General features: G+C 41.0%; 17 protein-coding genes. 9 read left to right on the top strand and 8 right to left on the bottom strand.

Annotated elements, in window-relative coordinates; all coding sequences use genetic code 11:
- Positions 1 to 175 precede the first annotated feature (175 nt).
- Positions 176 to 1846, bottom strand: coding sequence for a formate--tetrahydrofolate ligase (locus tag MK405_RS02245; protein WP_268704205.1), 1671 nt, complete (start codon positions 1844 to 1846; stop codon positions 176 to 178).
- 231 nt (positions 1847 to 2077) lie between these two features.
- On the opposite strand from MK405_RS02245, the gene coaB reads away from it, so the two are divergent.
- The 5 genes from coaB to MK405_RS02220 all read left to right on the top strand — a co-directional run bounded on the left by coaB (position 2078) and on the right by MK405_RS02220 (position 5114).
- Positions 2078 to 2767: a phosphopantothenate--cysteine ligase gene (gene coaB / locus MK405_RS02240; RefSeq protein ID WP_268704204.1), complete on the top strand. Its 690-nt coding sequence runs from the start codon at positions 2078 to 2080 to the stop codon at positions 2765 to 2767.
- Between the two features lie 11 nt (positions 2768 to 2778).
- A complete protein-coding gene (coaC, locus tag MK405_RS02235; protein WP_049490645.1) occupies positions 2779 to 3330 on the top strand; it encodes a phosphopantothenoylcysteine decarboxylase in 552 nt (183 codons plus the stop codon).
- Positions 3314 to 3877 carry an ECF transporter S component gene (locus MK405_RS02230; RefSeq protein ID WP_001042724.1) on the top strand — a complete coding sequence of 188 codons (564 nt, stop codon included), beginning with the start codon at positions 3314 to 3316 and terminating at the stop codon, positions 3875 to 3877. Before coaC ends, MK405_RS02230 begins: the two co-directional genes overlap by 17 nt.
- A gap of 182 nt (positions 3878 to 4059) precedes the next feature.
- Positions 4060 to 4587, top strand: coding sequence for an ECF transporter S component (locus MK405_RS02225; RefSeq protein ID WP_000354644.1), 528 nt, complete (start codon positions 4060 to 4062; stop codon positions 4585 to 4587).
- An 11-nt stretch (positions 4588 to 4598) separates the two neighbouring features.
- On the top strand, positions 4599 to 5114 hold the full coding sequence (locus MK405_RS02220) for a transcription repressor NadR (protein ID WP_268704203.1): 516 nt from the start codon (positions 4599 to 4601) through the stop codon (positions 5112 to 5114).
- On the opposite strand, the gene MK405_RS02215 is transcribed toward MK405_RS02220, so the two are convergent.
- On the bottom strand, positions 5111 to 5578 hold the full coding sequence (locus tag MK405_RS02215; protein ID WP_268704202.1) for an 8-oxo-dGTP diphosphatase: 468 nt from the start codon (positions 5576 to 5578) through the stop codon (positions 5111 to 5113). The genes MK405_RS02220 and MK405_RS02215 overlap by 4 nt on opposite strands.
- A 740-nt stretch (positions 5579 to 6318) precedes the next feature.
- Positions 6319 to 8307, bottom strand: coding sequence for an excinuclease ABC subunit UvrB (uvrB, locus tag MK405_RS02210; protein ID WP_254725685.1), 1989 nt, complete (start codon positions 8305 to 8307; stop codon positions 6319 to 6321).
- A 180-nt stretch (positions 8308 to 8487) separates the two neighbouring features.
- Between uvrB and MK405_RS02205 the strand changes: the two genes are divergently transcribed.
- From MK405_RS02205 to zwf, 3 genes are all read left to right on the top strand, one after another.
- A complete protein-coding gene (locus tag MK405_RS02205) occupies positions 8488 to 10653 on the top strand; it encodes an ABC transporter substrate-binding protein/permease (RefSeq protein WP_268704201.1) in 2166 nt (721 codons plus the stop codon).
- Positions 10653 to 11393 (top strand): amino acid ABC transporter ATP-binding protein, encoded by a 741-nt coding sequence (locus tag MK405_RS02200; RefSeq protein WP_007516801.1) that lies wholly within the window; start codon positions 10653 to 10655, stop codon positions 11391 to 11393. Before MK405_RS02205 ends, MK405_RS02200 begins: the two co-directional genes overlap by 1 nt.
- Before the next feature lie 148 nt (positions 11394 to 11541).
- Positions 11542 to 13029, top strand: coding sequence for a glucose-6-phosphate dehydrogenase (gene zwf, locus MK405_RS02195; RefSeq protein ID WP_268704200.1), 1488 nt, complete (start codon positions 11542 to 11544; stop codon positions 13027 to 13029).
- A gap of 43 nt (positions 13030 to 13072) precedes the next feature.
- Here zwf and ftsY read toward each other — a convergent pair whose 3' ends face one another.
- Genes ftsY through MK405_RS02180 form a run of 3 tightly spaced genes read right to left on the bottom strand, consistent with a single transcriptional unit; the run spans position 13073 to position 15969 of the window.
- Positions 13073 to 14356 (bottom strand): signal recognition particle-docking protein FtsY, encoded by a 1284-nt coding sequence (gene ftsY / locus MK405_RS02190; RefSeq protein ID WP_268704199.1) that lies wholly within the window; start codon positions 14354 to 14356, stop codon positions 13073 to 13075.
- Between the two features lie 3 nt (positions 14357 to 14359).
- Positions 14360 to 15178, bottom strand: a complete 819-nt coding sequence (locus MK405_RS02185) for a Cof-type HAD-IIB family hydrolase (RefSeq protein WP_268704198.1) — start codon at positions 15176 to 15178, stop codon at positions 14360 to 14362.
- Entirely contained in the window at positions 15178 to 15969 is a 792-nt protein-coding gene (locus MK405_RS02180; RefSeq protein ID WP_268704197.1) for a Cof-type HAD-IIB family hydrolase, read from the bottom strand. The genes MK405_RS02185 and MK405_RS02180 overlap by 1 nt, the downstream gene beginning before the upstream one ends.
- Positions 15970 to 16174: 205 nt before the next feature.
- Between MK405_RS02180 and MK405_RS02175 the strand changes: the two genes are divergently transcribed.
- Complete coding sequence (locus tag MK405_RS02175) at positions 16175 to 16870, top strand: VIT1/CCC1 transporter family protein (protein WP_000136040.1); 696 nt, start codon at positions 16175 to 16177, stop codon at positions 16868 to 16870.
- 40 nt (positions 16871 to 16910) lie between these two features.
- Here MK405_RS02175 and MK405_RS02170 read toward each other — a convergent pair whose 3' ends face one another.
- Positions 16911 to 18899: an ABC transporter permease gene (locus MK405_RS02170; protein ID WP_268704196.1), complete on the bottom strand. Its 1989-nt coding sequence runs from the start codon at positions 18897 to 18899 to the stop codon at positions 16911 to 16913.
- A gap of 1 nt (position 18900) precedes the next feature.
- Positions 18901 to 19659, bottom strand: a complete 759-nt coding sequence (locus MK405_RS02165) for an ABC transporter ATP-binding protein (RefSeq protein ID WP_268704195.1) — start codon at positions 19657 to 19659, stop codon at positions 18901 to 18903.
- Between the last annotated feature and the right edge of the window lie 138 nt (positions 19660 to 19797).

Genomic DNA, 19797 nt, shown 5'->3' with positions numbered 1-19797 from the left:
CTTACTCTTGAAGTCAATGTTTCTATTATATCAAAAATTAGGGAAAATATCTTTAGCTAGACTGATTGCTTGTAGAAGACACCTCTTTCATCAGCTGAAGACAACTCCTTACATCTAGATAAAAAAATGAGCTTGGATAGCTTTTCCAAACTCATTTGAAATCAATTGCAATATACTAGAACAATCCTAAAACGGTTCCATCGCTTTCAACATCCATATTAAGAGCGGCTGGACGTTTTGGAAGGCCTGGCATGGTCATAACATCACCTGTTAAGGCAACGATGAAGCCTGCACCTAATTTTGTTACCAATTCACGGATGGTAATTTCAAAGTTCTCTGGTGCTCCAAGTGCATTTGGATTGTCAGAAAAACTGTACTGAGTTTTCGCCATACAGATTGGCAATTTGTCCCATCCATTCTGAACGATTTGAGCGATTTGCGTTTGGGCTTTCTTCTCAAAGTTCACTTTGCTACCACGATAGATTTCAGTGACAATCTTTTCAATCTTTTCTTGGACAGAAAGGTCATTGTCATAAAGACGAGTGTAGTTGGCTGGATTTTCAGAGATAGTCTTGACAAGCGTTTCAGCAAGCGCTACGCCACCTTCTGCTCCATCAGCCCATACACTAGCCAACTCAACTGGAACATCGATTGAAGCACAGAGTTCTTTCAAGGCTGCAATTTCAGCTTCTGTATCAGAAACAAATTCGTTAATCGCAACAACTGCTGGAATACCAAACTTACGAATATTTTCAACGTGGCGTTTCAAGTTAGCAAAACCTGCACGAACTGCTTCCACATTTTCCTCTGTAAGAGCATCCTTAGCTACACCACCATTCATCTTAAGGGCACGAAGGGTAGCGACGATGACAACTGCATCTGGAGATGTAGGCAAGTTTGGTGTCTTAATGTCAAGGAATTTCTCAGCACCAAGGTCTGCACCAAAACCAGCTTCAGTAACAGTATAATCAGCCAAGCGAAGGGCTGTGCTTGTTGCCAAGACAGAGTTACAGCCATGAGCGATATTGGCAAATGGACCACCGTGTACAAAAGCAGGTGTTCCGTAGATTGTCTGAACCAAGTTTGGTTTGATAGCATCTTTCAAAATCAATGCTAAAGCTCCCTCAACTTGCAAATCACCAACAGTAACTGGTGTACGGTCATAGCGATATCCGATAACGATATTCGCCAAACGACGTTTCAAATCTTCAATATCAGTCGCCAAGCAAAGAATGGCCATGATTTCGGAAGCAACTGTAATATCGAAACCATCCTCACGTGGAATACCATTTAGAGGGCCACCAAGTCCAACGGTAACATGGCGAAGGGCGCGGTCGTTCAAGTCTACTACACGTTTCCAGAGGATACGACGTTGGTCAATTCCTAGCTCATTCCCTTGGTGCAAGTGATTGTCAATCAAGGCTGAAAGAGCATTGTTAGCAGTTGTAATGGCATGCATATCCCCCGTAAAGTGGAGGTTGATGTCCTCCATTGGCAACACTTGGGCATAACCACCACCGGCAGCACCTCCCTTAATCCCCATGACTGGACCAAGAGACGGTTCGCGAATAGCAATCATGGTTTTCTTGCCGATTTTGTTCAAGGCGTCTGCCAGACCAATGGTAATAGTTGATTTCCCCTCACCTGCAGGTGTTGGGTTGATGGCAGTAACCAAGATCAATTTTCCAACTGGATTGTTCTCAACTGCACGAATTTTATCAAAGCTGAGCTTAGCCTTGTACTTTCCATACAATTCCAAATCATCGTAAGAAATACCAAGTTTCTCAACAACATCAACGATTGGTTTCAACTCAATACTCTGTGCGATTTCAATATCTGTTTTCATTCAAAACTCCTCTAACCTCTAATATGATAACTCATTATAACACAAAAAAAGTTTTTTCACATACAAAAAGCTTAGTAAAGTTTATAAACATAAAGTTTTAAGGCCAATTTTAGTCGTCTTTTTTACTTTTTATAAGTTTTTATAGCCAAAAACTATAATCTTGCTAGAAAATTAGATAAAATAACAAACGCTTTCTTTGACTTGCATTTCTTTTTTTTGTACAATAATCCTATGAAAATTTTAGTTACGTCAGGCGGTACCAGTGAAGCAATCGATAACGTCCGCTCTATCACTAATCACTCGACTGGTCGCTTGGGGAAAATCATCACCGAAGCCCTACTTGCTGCTGGCCATGAGGTTTGTTTGATTACTACTCCTAGTGCTATTAAGCCAGAACCTCATCCCAACCTAAGCATTCGAGAAATTAAGAACACCAATGATCTCCTTTTTGAGATGAAAGAGCGAGTTCCAAATTACCGAGTCTTGATTCATTCAATGGCTGTATCTGACTACACACCTGTTTATATGACGGGGCTTGAGGAGGTTCAGGCTAGCTCTAATTTGGAAGATTTTTTAAACAAGCAGAATCATCAAGCTAAGATTTCTTCAACTGACGAGGTTCAGGTTTTATTCCTGAAAAAAACACCCAAAATCATCTCTCTAGTCAAGGAATGGAATCCAGCTATTCATCTGATTGGTTTCAAACTGTTGGTTGATGTCTCTGAAGATTATCTCATAGAAATTGCTAGAAAAAGCCTTATCAAGAACCAAGCAGACTTAATCATTGCAAATGACCTCACTCGAATTTCAGCAAATCGGCACCGAGCTATCTTTGTTGAGAATGATCATCTTCAAACTGTTCAAACCAAAGAGGAAATAGCAAATCTCCTCCTTGAAAAAATTCAAGCATACGATTCATAGAAAGGAAAGCCATGGCAAATATTCTCATCGCAGTGACAGGTTCCATTGCCTCCTATAAATCAGCTGATCTAGTCAGTTCCTTGAAAAAACAAGGCCATCAGGTTACTGTCTTAATGACTGAGGCAGCGAGAGAGTTTATCCAACCGTTGACACTACAGGTACTCTCACAGAATCCAGTTCACCTTGATGTCATGAAGGAACCCTATCCTGATCAAGTCAATCATATCGAACTAGGTAAAAGAACTGATCTTTTTATCGTTGTCCCTGCTACTGCTAATACCATCGCAAAGTTAGTCCACGGATTTGCGGATAACATGGTGACAAGCACAGCGCTTGCCCTACCAAGTCACATCCCTAAACTCTTAGCGCCAGCCATGAATACCAAAATGTATGACCATCCGGCAACTCAGGCTAATCTAAAAACATTAGAGACCTATGGTTATCAGATTATCTCCCCAAAAGAATCTTTACTAGCCTGTGGCGATCACGGCAAAGGCGCCCTAGCTGACCTGAATACTATATTAGAAAGAATAAAGGAAACCCTCAATGAACAAACGCTCTAACATTGCCCCAATTGCTATCTTTTTTGCAGTTATGCTCGTTATCCACTTTTTGAGCTCTCTCCTATTTAACCTTTTCCCATTTCCAATTAAACCAACTATCGTTCATATTCCAGTCATTATTGCTAGTATCATCTATGGTCCTCGCGTTGGAGTTACACTTGGTTTTCTTATGGGGCTATTGAGCTTAACGGTAAACACGATTACCATCCTTCCAACCAGCTACCTCTTTTCTCCATTCGTACCGAACGGAAACATCTATTCTGCGATTATCGCTATTGTCCCTCGCGTTTTGATCGGTCTGACACCTTACTTGGTCTATAAACTGATGAAAAATAAAACTGGGCTAATCCTAGCTGGTGCCCTTGGTTCCCTTACCAACACCGTCTTTGTCCTTGGTGGAATCTTCTTCCTTTTTGGAAATGTCTTCGATGGCAATATCCAAAAACTCCTAGCAACTGTTATCTCTACAAACTCAATCGCCGAATTGGTTATCTCAGCCATCTTGACTGTAATGATTGTCCCACGTCTCGAAACCTTGAAGAAATAAAAAAACAACTCCACTTTCGTCCTGAAGGTGGAGTTTAGTAGTTAAAACATAAGAATTAAGTTCCCAGTATTCTTTCTTTACCACATTTAATCAAATATCCATTAAAAATCACTAATGCTTCTTGACTTAACTGATTATTTATTGTACTATACTTGTGTATATACAGATAAATGGAGGTTCTTATGGATATACGGAAAAAAACGCAGTTTATGACCATGACTGCACTGCTCACAGCAATCGCGATTTTGATTCCAATCATTATGCCTTTTAAAATCGTTATCCCACCGGCTTCTTACACCTTGGGAAGTCATATCCCCATCTTTATCGCCATGTTCCTATCACCTTTGATGGCTGCTTTTGTGATTATTGCTTCGAGTCTCGGTTTCCTGATGGCAGGCTATCCGCCTGTTATTGTACTCCGTGCCTTTTCTCACATCGTTTTTGGTACTTTGGGGGCTTTGTACTTAAAGAAATTCCCTGAAACCTTGGATAAACCAAAGGCATCTTGGATTTTTAACTTTGTTTTGGGTGTTGTTCATGCTATCGCTGAAGTAATAGCTTGTATCATCTTTTATGCTACTTCAGGAACAAACGTTGAAAATATGTTTTATGTTCTCTTCGTCCTAGTTGGATTTGGCACAATTGTCCATAGTATGGTAGACTATACATTAGCACTAGCTGTCTATAAAGTGCTTCGAAAACGTCGCTAAAAGGAAAAACTATGACAACGGATCGCAAACAAGCTCTTCTCAAACTGTTAAAAGAGGCGCCAAAAGCTCTCAATGGTCAAACCTTGGCTGAACACTTTCATGTTACGCGCCAAGTCATTGTACAGGATATCGCTATTCTCCGAGCAGATGGGGCTCCTATCCTATCCACCAATCGTGGTTATATCTACAAAGAAAATGATACCAGTCCCTACGTCCACAAACTCTTTAAAGTGAAACATGAACTGGAAGAAATCGGGCAGGAACTTCTAGCCATTGTAGATAATGGCGGACGCGTTCAAAATATCTTAATCGATCATCCCGTTTATGGCGAAATTGAAACCCACCTCAAACTCACCTGCCGCCGAGATGTCCAGCACTTTCTGGAACAAGTCGAGAATTCAGACTTTAGACCCCTTTCTGAATTGACAGACGGCATCCATTACCACCTTGTTGAAGCTGAGACACAACAAGACCTCCACTATATCGAGGAGGCCTTGGATCAGTTAGGTTATTTGGTAAAAGACTAGAAAATTTCTTTCTCCCAGCCATCCTCTGTACGGTGGCGGTAGAAAAACTCTGACTTGTCAGGAGCTTCCATCATCTCCATCAAAGGCAACATATCATAGGCCAGATTCAAGTTTGGAATCTGGTCTTTTTGCACCCAAGATACTTCTCCTTCCTCTGAGGATTGGAGATTTCCACTAAACTCTGTCGCCTTATAACAAACGACAATGTAGCGTCCACCTGTATCTAAGGGCCAATTTTTAATACCGACTAGTTGAGGATTCTGAATGGTTAGACCTGTTTCTTCATAAATCTCACGAATGACAGACTCGGCAAAGGCCTCGCCATTCTCAACATGACCTCCTGGAAAGGCGTAGCCAGACCAGCGATTGTTTTCAGGAGAGCGATATTGCATGACTACACGTTGATTTTTAAGGTCTTCAATTAGACAGATATTGGTTAAAATAGTTGATTGGGCACGGGACATGAATTTGCTCGCTTTCTAAGTTATTAAAATATATTTTTGGGGATTTCACGATAAAAGCATTAACTAAGTCATGGTATTATGATAAGATACTCTGACAGTGATAATTATATATAATGACCTATATTGACAAGAATAGATGAAAGAGGTATTACAATCATTTCTTCAATTTCTTCTTTTCTAAATGTTTAGCAAGAAGTAAAAGGACCAATCCCAAGAAAAAGAATAGCATATAAGTTGCGATAGGAAACCAGATATAGCGGTAATCTAGTGATAAGAGAGATGGTAAAATCCCTTTACTGTTTTTCCCACTAACTCCGAAAAACAGATGGACCACTAAACCGATACTATTAAGATAGATGAACAATCCAGCAAATCTGGTTAGAGTCATCCTTAACCTGGATAAATCTAAAAACCAATAGTCAAATATTCTGTAGATCAGACAAAAAAGATTTGCATATAATGGAAAACTATAGTTAATATCTCTATATGGTGAGGGAAGTGGGAGGCTTTTAAAACTAAAATTAATACCTAGTCCTATTCCTAAGATTAGAGCAAGGACTAGGAAGAAACCTATAATTTTATGAGAATCTAGCCAATGCTGAAAACTTTTTTTCCTTGATAGATTCTTTTTTGTATTTGAGTTTCTTTTATTCATTTTCACCGTTTTCTTCATATCTAGACTACTGAAACAAGGAAATAGCAATTTGGCTAATTAAATTTGACTTAAGGGCCTATCCTATCTACCCCAACGCCTTCACTTCCAACATCATGTCACGTATCTGAGCTGCGAGTTCAAAGTCAAGCACTTCGACGGCTTCTTGCATTTGTTTTTCCAGTTTCTTGACGAGTTCTTTGCGTTCTTGTTTGTTGAGACTATTGATATCGACTTCCTTGTCCTCTTCCTTAGAAACTGCCTTGGTCACGGCAATAAGATCACGGATTTCTTTCTTAATGGTTTGTGGGACGATACCATGCTCTTCATTATAAGCCATCTGGATTTTCCGACGACGGGCCGTTTCATCGATGGCACGTTGCATAGACTGAGTCATCGTGTCCGCATACATGATGACATGTCCTTCGCTATTACGGGCAGCACGTCCAATGGTCTGGATGAGGCCACGTTCGTTACGAAGGAAACCTTCCTTATCAGCATCGAGTATGGCAACCAAACTCACTTCAGGAACGTCAATCCCTTCACGAAGAAGGTTAATTCCGACCAAGACATCAAAGACACCCAAACGTAGGTCACGGATAATCTCCGTTCGTTCCAAGGTCTTAATATCCGAGTGCATGTACTTGACCTTGATGCCCATTTCTTTGAAGTAGTCGGTCAAGTCTTCTGCCATTTTCTTAGTCAAAGTGGTGATAAAGGTCCGTTCATTCTTTTCAACACGGGCATTGATTTCGCCTAGGAGGTCATCAATCTGTCCCATAGTTGGACGAACTTCCACTTCTGGGTCTAGAAGCCCTGTCGGACGAATGATTTGCTCGATCACTGTCTCGGTCTGTTCATTTTCATAGTCGCCTGGTGTCGCTGAAACGTAAACAATCTGGTGCACATGACTCTCAAACTCCTCCCGACGGAGAGGACGATTGTCTAAGGCAGACGGCAAACGGAAACCATAATTAACTAGCATTTCCTTACGAGAGCGGTCTCCATTGTACATGCCTTTGATTTGCCCCATGGTCATGTGACTTTCATCAATCATGATCAAGAAATCATCTGGGAAGAAGTCAAGAAGCGTATAAGGAGGCTCTCCTTCGCTACGACCATCCATGTGGCGTGAGTAGTTTTCAACCCCATTTGTATAACCCATCTCACGTAACATCTCAATATCATACTCTGTTCGCTGTTTCAAACGCTGAGCTTCTAACAGTTTGCCCTCCTTTTCAAAGACAGCTAACTGCTCCTCCAACTCCGCCTGAATCTTGGCAATGGCAACTTCCATATGGTCGTCATTGGTCACAAAGTGAGTGGCAGGGAAAATCGCCAAATGATCGACTTCTCCCAATACCTGACCTGTCAAAGCCTCAACTTCACGGATACGATCAATTTCATCCCCGAAAAATTCTACTCGAAAAGCGTGTTCATCACGGGAAGCTGGGAAAATCTCCACCACATCCCCACGAACGCGAAATCTTCCCCGTTGGAAATCAATATCATTTCGTTCAAACTGAATATCCACTAAGTCATTCAAGAGTTTATCACGAGAAATTTCAAGACCTGGACGGAGACTAACGACACTATCAGCGTATTCCTTTGGCGAACCCAAACCATAGATACAAGAGACAGAAGCTACGACAATGACGTCATTACGCTCCAGAAGGGCTGAAGTCGCTGAGTGACGGAGCTTGTCAATCTCATCATTAACCGAGCTATCCTTCTCAATATAGGTATCGCTCGAAGGGACATAGGCCTCTGGTTGATAATAATCATAGTAAGATACGAAGTACTCAACAGCATTTTCAGGGAAAAATTCCTTGAACTCCCCATAGAGCTGACCAGCTAGTGTTTTGTTATGGGCAATGACCAAAGTTGGTTTATTGACTTTGGAAATGACCTGACTCATGGTATAGGTCTTCCCTGTACCCGTCGCCCCCATCAGAATCTGAGCTTTCTCTCCACCCTCGATATTGTCAACCAACTGCTCAATCGCTTGGGGTTGATCTCCTGAAGGTTCATATTTTGATACTAGTTTAAATTTATTATCTGTAATTCGATTAATCATGATTGCCTCATCTGCATTTTTCTATCCTTCTATTTTACCATAAATTTACTTTTCAGACTCTTCTCCAAACTGATAAGAACGAGCAATCCATGTTATATTTTCTTACATAAAATTCATAAAATTTGCCTTTTCACCTTTTTTCTGGTATAATGGAAAAATATTCGGAAAAGGAGACTAAAAATGAAGAGAAAAATACTAGCATGTTTGCTCATTTTATTTCCCATTTTCTCACTAGGTATGGCAAAAGCTGATACTGTTAAGATTGTGTCTGATACAGCTTACGCACCTTTTGAGTTTAAAGATTCAGATCAAACCTATAAAGGAATTGATGTTGATATTATCAATAAAGTCGCAGAAATCAAAGGATGGAATATCCAAATGTCTTATCCTGGCTTTGATGCAGCTGTAAATGCAGTGCAGTCAGGTCAAGCAGATGCTATTATGGCAGGTATGACAAAAACAAAAGAACGTGAAAATGTCTTTACCATGTCTGATACCTATTATGATACAAAAGTTGTCATTGCTACCACAAAGGCGAATAAAATCACCAAATATGAGGAACTTAGCGGGAAAACAGTTGGAGTTAAGAACGGAACTGCCGCTCAACGTTTCCTCGAAAGTATCAAAGATAAATACGGGTTTTCTATTAAAACCTTTGATACAGGTGATTTGATGAATAACAGTTTAAGTGCTGGTGCTGTAAATGCCATCATGGATGATAAACCTGTTATTGAGTATGCGATTAATCAAGGACAAGATCTCAGCATCAATATGGATGGTGAGGCTGTTGGAAGCTTTGCCTTTGGTGTCAAGAAAGGAAGCAAGTATGAACACTTGGTTACCGAGTTTAACGAAGCCCTAGCACAAATGAAGAAAGATGGTAGCTTGAAGCAAATCATCCAAAAATGGACAGCTTCTACAACTACGGCAACCCCAACGACAACTACTGCTACTGGACAAAAAGCTACTCCTGTAAAAAGCAAGTACATTATTGCCAGCGATTCATCTTTTGCTCCATTCGTCTTTCAAAATTCAAGCAATCAATACACTGGTATTGATATGGACCTTATCAAGGCCATTGCCAAAGACCAAGGTTTTGAAATTGAAATTACCAACCCAGGATTTGACGCAGCCATTAGTGCTGTTCAAGCAGGACAAGCAGATGGTATCATTGCTGGTATGTCTGTAACGGATGCCCGTAAGGAAACCTTCGATTTCTCAGAATCATACTACACAGCAAATACGATTCTCGGTGTAAAAGAATCAAGCACCATCGCTTCTTATGAAGATCTCAAGGATAAAACTGTCGGTGTAAAAAACGGGACTGCTTCTCAAACGTTCCTTACTGAGAACCAAAGTAAATACGGCTATAAGATTAAAACCTTTGCAGATGGCGCATCAATGTATGACAGTCTGAATACTGGATCTATTGATGCCGTGATGGATGATGAGCCTGTTCTCAAATATTCTATCAGCCAAGGTCAAAAATTGAAAACGCCAATCGCTGGAACTCCAATCGGTGAAACAGCCTTTGCGGTTAAAAAAGGAACAAACCCTGAATTGATCCAGATGTTCAATAATGGACTTGCCAACCTCAAAGCTAACGGAGAATTCCAAAAGATTCTTGACAAGTATCTAGCTAGCGAATCTTCAACTAACTCTACAAGTACGGTTGACGAAACTACTATCTGGGGCTTGCTTCAAAACAACTACAAACAACTTCTTAGTGGACTTGGAATTACTCTTGCTCTAGCGCTTATTTCATTTGCAATTGCCATTGTCATCGGTATTATCTTCGGTATGTTTAGCGTTAGCCCATACAAATCTCTTCGTTTGATCTCTGAGATTTTCGTTGACGTTATCCGTGGTATTCCCTTGATGATTCTTGCAGCCTTCATTTTCTGGGGAATTCCAAACTTCATCGAGTCCATTACAGGCCAACAAAGTCCAATCAATGACTTTGTAGCTGGTACTATCGCCCTCTCACTCAATGCAGCTGCTTATATCGCTGAAATTGTTCGTGGTGGGATCCAAGCTGTTCCAGTTGGGCAAATGGAGGCCAGTCGCAGTCTTGGTATCTCTTATGGAAAAACCATGCGAAAGATTATCTTGCCACAAGCGACTAAATTGATGTTGCCAAACTTCGTCAACCAATTCGTTATCGCTCTTAAAGATACAACCATCGTATCTGCTATTGGTTTGGTGGAACTCTTCCAAACTGGTAAGATCATCATCGCCCGTAACTACCAAAGTTTCAAGATGTATGCAATCCTTGCTATCTTCTATCTTGTAATTATCACGCTTTTGACTAGACTAGCGAAACGCTTAGAAAAGAGGATTCGTTAATGGCAAAACTAAAAATTGATGTAAATGATTTGCATAAGTATTATGGAAAAAACGAAGTTTTAAAAGGTATTACTACTAAGTTTTATGAAGGAGATGTTGTTTGTATCATCGGTCCTTCTGGTTCTGGTAAATCCACTTTCCTCCGTAGCCTTAACCTTCTCGAGGAGGTAACGAGTGGTCACATCACTGTGAATGGTTATGATTTGACTGACAAATCAACCAATGTAGATCATGTTCGTGAGAACGTAGGAATGGTCTTCCAACATTTCAATCTCTTCCCTCACATGTCCGTTCTAGAAAATATCACTTTTGCTCCTATTGAACACAAACGAATGACCAAAGAAGAAGCTGAGAAATTGGGGATGGAGTTGCTTGAAAAGGTTGGACTAGCAGATAAAGCTAATGCCAATCCAGATAGCCTTTCAGGTGGTCAGAAACAGCGTGTAGCCATCGCTCGTGGACTTGCCATGAATCCTGATATCATGCTCTTTGATGAACCAACTTCCGCTCTTGACCCTGAAATGGTTGGAGATGTACTAAACGTTATGAAGGAATTAGCAGAGCAAGGCATGACCATGATCATCGTAACCCACGAGATGGGATTTGCTCGTCAAGTGGCCAACCGTGTTATCTTTACGGCTGATGGTGAATTCCTGGAAGATGGAACTCCAGATCAAATCTTTGACAATCCGCAACATCCTCGTCTAAAAGAGTTCTTGGACAAGGTCTTAAACGTATAAAACGAAAGTGTAAGGTTCTCCTTACACTTTTTTAATTGCGTATTGGATTTTTGATTTTTTTGAAAATTATGATAAAATAAAAGCTATGACAATGAGAAAATCTCATCCCTAGTCCAACTAGGAAAAAATATAGAAATTAGGTAGCTAGATGTCATCAAAGGTTATTGTTACAATTTTCGGTGCGAGTGGAGATTTAGCTAAACGCAAACTCTACCCTTCCCTTTTCAGGCTCTATAAATCAGGCAATCTCTCTGAGCATTTTGCTGTTATCGGAACAGCTCGTAGACCTTGGAGTAAGGAATATTTTGAATCTGTAGTTGTCGAGTCCATCCTTGACTTGGCAGATAGTACCGAGCAAGCCCAAGAATTTGCTAGCCACTTCTACTATCAAAGCCATGATGTGAATGATACGGAACATTACATTGCTTTGCGCCAATTACAAGCTGAGCTGAATGAAAAATACCAAGCTGAACACAACAAGCTCTTCTTCTTGTCTATGGCACCTCAGTTCTTTGGAACCATTGCCAAGCACCTCAAATCTGAAAACATTGTCGATGGCAAAGGTTTTGAGCGCTTGATCGTTGAGAAACCATTTGGTACAGACTACGAAACAGCTAGCAAACTCAATGAAGATCTCCTTGCGGCCTTTGATGAAGAGCAAATCTACCGTATCGACCATTACCTAGGTAAAGAGATGATTCAGAGTATCTTTGCTGTTCGTTTTGCCAACATGATTTTTGAGAATGTTTGGAATCGCGAACACATCGATAATGTTCAGATTACCTTTGCAGAGCGCTTGGGTGTAGAAGAACGTGGTGGCTACTATGATCAATCTGGTGCCCTTCGTGATATGGTGCAAAACCATACACTCCAACTCCTCTCTCTTCTAGCCATGGACAAACCAGCTAGCTTTACAAAGGATGAGATTCGTGCTGAAAAGATAAAAGTCTTTAAAAACCTCTATCATCCAACTGAGGAAGAACTAAAAGAACACTTTATTCGAGGTCAATACCGTTCAGGTAAAATCGATGGCATGAAATACATTTCCTATCGAAGCGAACCAAATGTCGACCCAGAATCTACAACAGAAACCTTTGCGTCTGGTGCCTTCTTTGTAGATACTGATCGTTTCCGTGATGTACCTTTCTTCTTCCGTACAGGTAAACGTCTAACTGAAAAAGGAACTCATGTCAATATCGTCTTTAAGCAAATGGACTCTATCTTTGGAGAACCATTGGCACCAAATATCTTGACCATCTATATCCAACCAACTGAAGGATTCTCTCTCAGCCTCAATGGTAAGCAAGTCGGTGAAGAATTTAACCTGGCACCAAGCTCTCTGGATTACCGTACAGATGCTACTGCTACTGGAGCCTCACCAGACCCATACGAGAAATTAATCTACGATGTCTTGAATAACAACTCTACCAACTTTAGCCACTGGGATGAGGTAAGTGCTTCGTGGAAATTGATTGACCGTATCGAAGAGCTCTGGGCTGAAAACGGTGCTCCACTCTACGATTATAAAGCTGGAAGCATGGGACCACAAGCTAGCTTTGACTTACTTGAAAAGTATGGAGCCAAATGGACCTGGCAACCAGATATCGCCTATCGTGAAGATGGCCGTTTAGAATAGCAAAAATATCCTGCAAGATGACTTGCAGGATATTTATTTTGTATTAAATCAAGCCTTCTAAGAGACCCTTCATAAAGCTTTCTGAGTTAAATTCCCCGATATCATCGATTTTTTCACCGAAACCAATCAATTTTACAGGGATATTGAGTTCTTCTCGGATAGCCAGAACGACACCACCGCGAGCAGTTCCGTCAATTTTTGTCAAAACAATACCAGTCAATGGTGTTATCTTCGAAAATTCCTTAGCTTGTACCAAGGCGTTCTGTCCAGTTGAAGCATCGAGTGCCAGGAAAGTTTCATGAGGTGCTTCAGGAACGACACGTTTGATAATACGACCAATCTTTTCCAACTCGGCCATAAGGTTGTCCTTGTTTTGCAAACGACCTGCTGTATCAATCATGAGAATATCAATCCCTTCGGCTACGGCGCGTTCCATACCATCAAAGACCACACTTGCTGGATCAGCCTTTTCAGGCCCCGTCACAACAGGAACATCCACACGTCGACCCCATTCAGCTAGCTGGGCCACTGCACCCGCACGGAAGGTATCTGCCGCAACCAACATGACTTTCTTACCAGCTTGTTTGTAGCGATGAGCTAATTTCCCGATAGAAGTTGTTTTCCCAACACCATTGACTCCGACAAAGAGCATGACGGTCAAACCATCTTGGAAATGGATTTGTTCATCGTAGTTGCCATCCTTCTCATAGAGTTCAACCAATTTCTCGATAATGACTCGACGGAGTGCGTCAGGCTTCTTAGCATTTTCGAGTTTGGCTTCATAACGTAGTTCTTCTGTTAAGTTTGAAGCGACCTGCACACCGACGTCACTCATGATGAGCAGTTCTTCCAATTCTTCGAAGAATTCTTCATCGACAGAACGGAAGTTGGCAAAGAAGGCATTCAAACGAGCACCGAATCCTGTACGGGTTTTCTTGAGACTGCGGTCATATTTTTCCTGCACGGTTTCTTCAACCTGAGGAAGTTCTTCTTCTACTACTTCTGACGCTAGTTCTTCTTCAGTTTCTTGGCTCTCTTCTTCTAAAACTTCTTCAGGCTCTTGGAATTGTTCCAATTCATCAGATTCTAGCTCAAGCTCTTCCTGATTAGTTTCCTCGACTGCTTCTGGTTCAATAACTTCTTCTGTTGAGATCTGAGGGGTTTCTTCCACTTTGTCTCTTGCTGTCACTTCCTGAGAAGTTTCTTCGACTGCCGTTTGGTTTTCCTCAACTTCTTCTGACAAATCAAGATTTTCCAGAGCTTCTTTTACAATATCTTCGATTTTCGGCTCTTCTTTTTTTCCGAATAGACGGTCAAATAATCCCATATTTTAGTTCTCCTTTAGCACGTATTCTTCGATAGCCCAGGCAACGGCTTCCTCGTCGTTGGTCATTGGGGTAATCACATTGGCAACTTCCTTAACTGCTGGAACAGCATTTTGCATAGCAACTCCCAGACCTGCCCATTCAATCATGGAAAGGTCATTGGCCTCGTCCCCACAAGCCATGACTTGACTTTGGTCGATTCCTAAGTGTTTAATTAATTTCGCTAAACCTGTTGCCTTGTGGACGTTTTTCGGCGACCATTCCAATAAGAGTTCACGCGATTTGAAGATTTCATATTGGTCAAACAATTCTGGAGAAATCTGTTGAATCGCTGCATCCAAAGGTTCTTGGGCAAAAGCAGTCACGCATTTATTATACGTCATCTGACTAGATAGATCTTCAAAAGCGACAGGTACGAAGGTCAGGGATGGGTTGAACTTGGCATAGAGACTTTCTTGATCCGACTGAATTTGATAGACTGTTCCTTCTGAAATGGCATCTAACGGTAATCCGAGTTTTTCAGTTTCCTCGTACAAGCGTGCCACATCGTCGATTGAAAAAACCGTTTTATCGAGAATCTCTCCTGTATTTTTCTGTACCAGACCACCATTAAAGGTGATGGTGTACTCATCCTCCTGACCGTCAGTCCCTAGCTCATGGAGAAAGAAATCCATAGCCTTCAGAGGACGCCCCGTTGTCAGTACGACCTTGATGCCACGGTCACGCGCAGCTTTGAGGACCGCCTTGGTACGATCTGTCAGCTTTTTATCCGTTGTCAGCAAAGTACCGTCCAAATCAAGTGCAATCAATTTAATATCTGCCATTATAAGCCCTCCATATAAGCCATCACTGACTGGTCCTTATGGTGGCCAATCACTGCTTCTGCTAATTCTAAAATCTCTGGTCGCGCATTTTCAGGAGCGATTGGGTGTCCCACAACCTGCATCATGTGAAGGTCATTGAGATTATCTCCAAACGCCATAACCTGATCCATGGTTAGACCAAGTTTTTTGGATAACTCAACAACAGCCACACCCTTATCAACGTAGTCCAAGACAATATCAATGGATTCAAAACCAGTTGTCATGGCTTTCACACCAGGAACATTTTCGTTGACCCAGGACTCTCCAGCCTCTATCGTTTCTTCAGTAAAGTTCGTGGTAAATTTAAAAATCTCATCCGTGATATCTTCCAAACTCGCTACTTTTTGAATGTTTTCATTGTAATGACGACTAAACATCAGATAAGTCTCATCCACTGTATCCAATACATAACAAGCTTTTTTCCCAGTCAAGAGCATTTTTCTTTCATCAAAATAAGGCGATTTCTTTAAAGCTTCAAAAGTGCTCAAGTAAAAATCCCGAGACATAGTAGCCTCATACATATCCTCACCATGAAACTCAACATAGCTCCCATTTTCAGCTATAAAAATCACTTCATCACGCACATCTGCAAATAGCTTTTTCAGGGATAGAATACCACGACCTGAAGCCACAGCAAAATAAATCCCCTTTTCCTTGTAGGAAACAAGTACGTTTTTGAGGCGTTCCATATCAAACCGACCCTCTCCATCTAGAAAGGTTCCATCCATATCGGTTGCTACAAGTTTAATCATAAAATCCTTTATTCTCCAATTGATAAATCTATCTTCTATTATACCATAGATAAGTTTAAAAAGGTCCAGTACAGTAGGATAGCACTACTTTTTCGGAGAAACTTCAAAAGGCCTAAAAATTAGAATCGTAGAACTTTTTTCAGATAGTTTAAAAAGTTTGTATTCCCCTACTCTTTTCTCTATAATGGAGAGAAAGGAGATGACTATGACAGAAATAAAACATGAAATTGATGCAAACTTTGCAGGCCGACTCAATATCCTACGTGCAGGTGTTCTCGGTGCCAATGATGGAATTATTTCCATCGCTGGAGTGGTTATCGGGGTTGCTAGTGCGACCAGCAATATCTGGATTATCTTTTTATCTGGACTAGCCGCTATCCTCGCTGGTGCTTTTTCTATGGCAGGTGGCGAATATGTCTCTGTATCAACTCAGAAAGACACGGAAGAAGCCGCTGTTGCTAGAGAGCAATTACTCTTGGATAAAGACATCGAATCTGCAAAACAATCTCTCTATGCCGCTTATCTTCAAAATGGTGAGTGTGAAACGTCCGCCCAACTCCTGACCAACAAGGCCTTCTTAAAAAATCCCCTCAAAGCCTTGGTCGAAGAAAAGTATGGAATCGAGTACGAAGAGTTTACCAATCCTTGGCATGCTGCCATATCTAGCTTTATCGCCTTTGTACTGGGAAGTCTTCCTCCTATGCTTTCCATCACCGTCTTTCCAAGTGACTATCGCATTCCTGCAACTGTTCTTATCGTAGCCCTTTCCCTTCTCGTCACTGGCTATACCAGTGCTAAATTAGGAAAAGCTCCTACGAAAACTGCTATGATCCGTAACCTCTGTATCGGACTTCTCACCATGGGAGTAACCTTCCTCTTAGGACAACTCTTTAGTATTTAAGATAAAAGAAATACCTCGACCAGCATCGAGGTATCTTTTTTTACATTTGCACAATCTTGCGATAGCTTCTTGAGGTAATCATAAAGATTAAGACGTAAATGATGAGAAAAATAGTACAGATGGACAGAGTGACTGTCAACATCATGGTCGCATCTAGCACGCCAATGACTTTTAGGATGAGGCTAAGCATATGATAGGCAAAAGCAAGGTGTAGAAAGGCAAAGAGCAATGGGAGGAAGAAAACTGTTAACACTTGCTTATTGATAGTTTGCTTGATTTGCTTTTGATCGAGACCGACTTTTTGCAAAATGATGAAGCGTTCACGGTCTTCATAGCCTTCAGAGATTTGTTTGTAGTAGATAACGAGAACAGTTCCCACCATAAAGATGATAGAGAGGAAGATACCGATGAAGAAGACTCCACCAAAGAGAGCACTCATCTGCGCACTGCTATCAACAAGATTACTTCCGTATACATAGCTTCCCTCTTTGTTTAATTCTCTATTAAAGTTGTTAACGAATTTTGAATAGTCATCTGCAATTTTAAGTTGCTCGTCCTCACTAGCCGTTACATTCATACCACCGTAGTATTGATTAAAGATGGAAGAGTTAGGATGCTGTTCTAGAAAGGCTTTCAAGTCAGGAACAACCAAATAGTTATAGTCCGAAGTTAGAGTATTGTACTGATTTGGGACATGTTCAAGAATAAAATCTTTTTTGATTTCTTCTTTGATTGTGTAGGTCTGGTCATTCAGAGTCAGTTCTTTCTGACCTTGAAGTTGCTTGTTTTGAGCAAACAATCCAACTTCATGGCCTGAAAGTCCAAGTTTCTGACCCGTCATATTCTCGTAGTCTTTTTGGTCAAAGACCATAAAAATAGTTTTCGGTTTAACACGATTTTGACCTTTCTTAAAGATTGTCAATTTCGTACCTTCTTGGTTTGCCACACCAAAGTTACTGTATGTAAGGACTTCTTTCTTTGTGACAGTCAATCCTTTATCGCTAGCATACTGGTCTAGGAGTTTATTTATGTCTTCTTTTTCAACATTCTGTCCTGTAATCCCGAAATCATGTGGATTCATGACCTTTTTGAAGTTTTCTGAGGCTTTAAAGATACTTGTTGTAGCAGACATAGTCACCAAGACCATGGTTGAGAGAATAGCAATCGTCGCTAGACCAACCGCATTTTTCTTCATACGGAAAATAAGATTGGATACGGAAATCATGTTGTTAGGTTGGTAATAGTAACGCTTGTTTTTCTTCAAGATTTGTAGGAAAACTGTAATCCCTGCATTGAAGAGAAGATAAGTTCCAAAAATTACCAGCAAGACTGCTACGAAGAAAATCAGAACAGCAGAAAGTGGATTCTCGACTGTTATTGCTAGATAGTAACCAGCTCCCAAACTGATTAGACCTAGAATGGTTTGAAGGCCTAAGAAACGTCCTTTTTTCTCACCACTGGCCTTTTCACGAGAGAGCTGAAGGGCATTCATGCGGGCGATACGAAAGGCATTGATAAAAATCAAACCTAGGAAGATAGCTCCAAAGACGATGAGAACTAGGATAAAGACAATTGGTTGGAAAGTCGAAACGAGCTCCACTTTCATTTTCATCAGCTTCAGAAGAAGGGCAAAGATTAGTTTATCAAAGAGGGCTCCTAAGCCGAGACCAGCTGTCAAGGTTAAGGAACCAAAAATAACAAGCTCCTTAAAAACCATACTGATTAAATGGCGCTTTTCAAGACCCAGCATACCATATACACCTAGCTCCTTGGAGCGGTTCTTCATAACAAAACTATTGGCATAAAAGACAATAATTCCAGAAGCGATGGTAACAACCACCATACCGAGAGCAAGGGTCGCAGAAATACTTTCTCCCCCTCGGATCTTGCCAATATTAGGATTAAGTGACAGTGAGTAAAAGAGATAGGTGATGGTCACTGCTAAGAGAACAGCAAGGGCAAAGGGATAGTAGAGCTTGCGGTTTTTAATCAAGTTAGATACCGCTAACTTATTGGTTAATCGGAACATACTAATTCACCTCGCTTGCCATAACAGTCAAAGTATCAGAGATTTCTTGGAACATCTGACGCTCTGTCTTATCTCCACGGTAGATTTGGTTGTAAAGAATGCCGTCCTTGATAAAGAGAACGCGCTTGGCCCTACTTGCTGCTGCCGTTGAGTGAGTTACCATGAGAATGGTTTGGCCACGTTCATTGATTTCATCAAATACATCAAGAAGGGCTGTAGATGACTTGGAGTCAAGGGCTCCTGTTGGCTCATCCGCAAGGAGAATTTCAGGTTCAGTGATGATAGCGCGTGCTACTGCTACCCGCTGCTTTTGACCTCCTGAGATCTCGTAAGGATACTTCTCTTGCAATTGGTTGATACCCAAATTTTCAGCAGTCACTACCAATTTTTTCATCATCTCTGTGATGGGTCTCCTTGATAAAACTAGCGGAAGCAAGATATTATCCTTAACAGACAAGGTATCTAGCAAGTTAAAGTCTTGGAAGACAAATCCTAACTTCTCACGACGGAAGCTGGAAGCCCGTGAGTTTTTAATAGTTGCTGTATCTACTCCGTTCAAGTAAACTTGACCACGAGTTGGTTTATCCAGCATAGCTAGGATGTTGAGCAGAGTTGACTTTCCTGAACCAGACTCCCCCATGATGGCAACATAGTCACCCTTCTCTACGGTAAAGTGAATATCTTTGAGGGCTTCTACTTGGTTGCCTTGAAAACGTGTTTTATAGATTTTTTGAACGTGTTTTACATCTAAAAGTGTCATGATTTTCTCCTTCTTAATATCCCATCATTTGAAACTGTGCTTGCATCATAGCGCATCCCAGTTGAACACGCTCGATATCTTTTTGACTTTGTTTTCTTCTTTTCTTTTGTAAGATTCTTTTCATGGTTTTGCTCCTTT

The sequence above is a fragment of the Streptococcus oralis genome, from assembly GCF_026782345.1.
In the GTDB taxonomy this organism is placed as follows: Bacteria; Bacillota; Bacilli; order Lactobacillales; family Streptococcaceae; genus Streptococcus; species Streptococcus oralis_CK.
Note: the sequence above shows the minus strand (reverse complement) of the source record. Positions and strands in the feature narration are given on the sequence as shown.

Coding starts and splice junctions, on each gene's coding strand:
- MK405_RS02220 (WP_268704203.1), top strand. CDS start 4,599: ATGACAACGGATCGCAAACAAGCTCTTCTCAAACTGTTAAAAGAGGCG.
- ftsY (WP_268704199.1), bottom strand. CDS start 14,356: ATGGGATTATTTGACCGTCTATTCGGAAAAAAAGAAGAGCCGAAAATC.
- uvrB (WP_254725685.1), bottom strand. CDS start 8,307: ATGATTAATCGAATTACAGATAATAAATTTAAACTAGTATCAAAATAT.
- zwf (WP_268704200.1), top strand. CDS start 11,542: ATGTCATCAAAGGTTATTGTTACAATTTTCGGTGCGAGTGGAGATTTA.
- MK405_RS02185 (WP_268704198.1), bottom strand. CDS start 15,178: ATGGCAGATATTAAATTGATTGCACTTGATTTGGACGGTACTTTGCTG.
- MK405_RS02230 (WP_001042724.1), top strand. CDS start 3,314: ATGAACAAACGCTCTAACATTGCCCCAATTGCTATCTTTTTTGCAGTT.
- MK405_RS02175 (WP_000136040.1), top strand. CDS start 16,175: ATGACAGAAATAAAACATGAAATTGATGCAAACTTTGCAGGCCGACTC.
- MK405_RS02165 (WP_268704195.1), bottom strand. CDS start 19,659: ATGACACTTTTAGATGTAAAACACGTTCAAAAAATCTATAAAACACGT.
- MK405_RS02205 (WP_268704201.1), top strand. CDS start 8,488: ATGAAGAGAAAAATACTAGCATGTTTGCTCATTTTATTTCCCATTTTC.
- coaB (WP_268704204.1), top strand. CDS start 2,078: ATGAAAATTTTAGTTACGTCAGGCGGTACCAGTGAAGCAATCGATAAC.
- coaC (WP_049490645.1), top strand. CDS start 2,779: ATGGCAAATATTCTCATCGCAGTGACAGGTTCCATTGCCTCCTATAAA.
- MK405_RS02245 (WP_268704205.1), bottom strand. CDS start 1,846: ATGAAAACAGATATTGAAATCGCACAGAGTATTGAGTTGAAACCAATC.
- MK405_RS02200 (WP_007516801.1), top strand. CDS start 10,653: ATGGCAAAACTAAAAATTGATGTAAATGATTTGCATAAGTATTATGGA.
- MK405_RS02170 (WP_268704196.1), bottom strand. CDS start 18,899: ATGTTCCGATTAACCAATAAGTTAGCGGTATCTAACTTGATTAAAAAC.
- MK405_RS02180 (WP_268704197.1), bottom strand. CDS start 15,969: ATGATTAAACTTGTAGCAACCGATATGGATGGAACCTTTCTAGATGGA.
- MK405_RS02215 (WP_268704202.1), bottom strand. CDS start 5,578: ATGTCCCGTGCCCAATCAACTATTTTAACCAATATCTGTCTAATTGAA.
- MK405_RS02225 (WP_000354644.1), top strand. CDS start 4,060: ATGGATATACGGAAAAAAACGCAGTTTATGACCATGACTGCACTGCTC.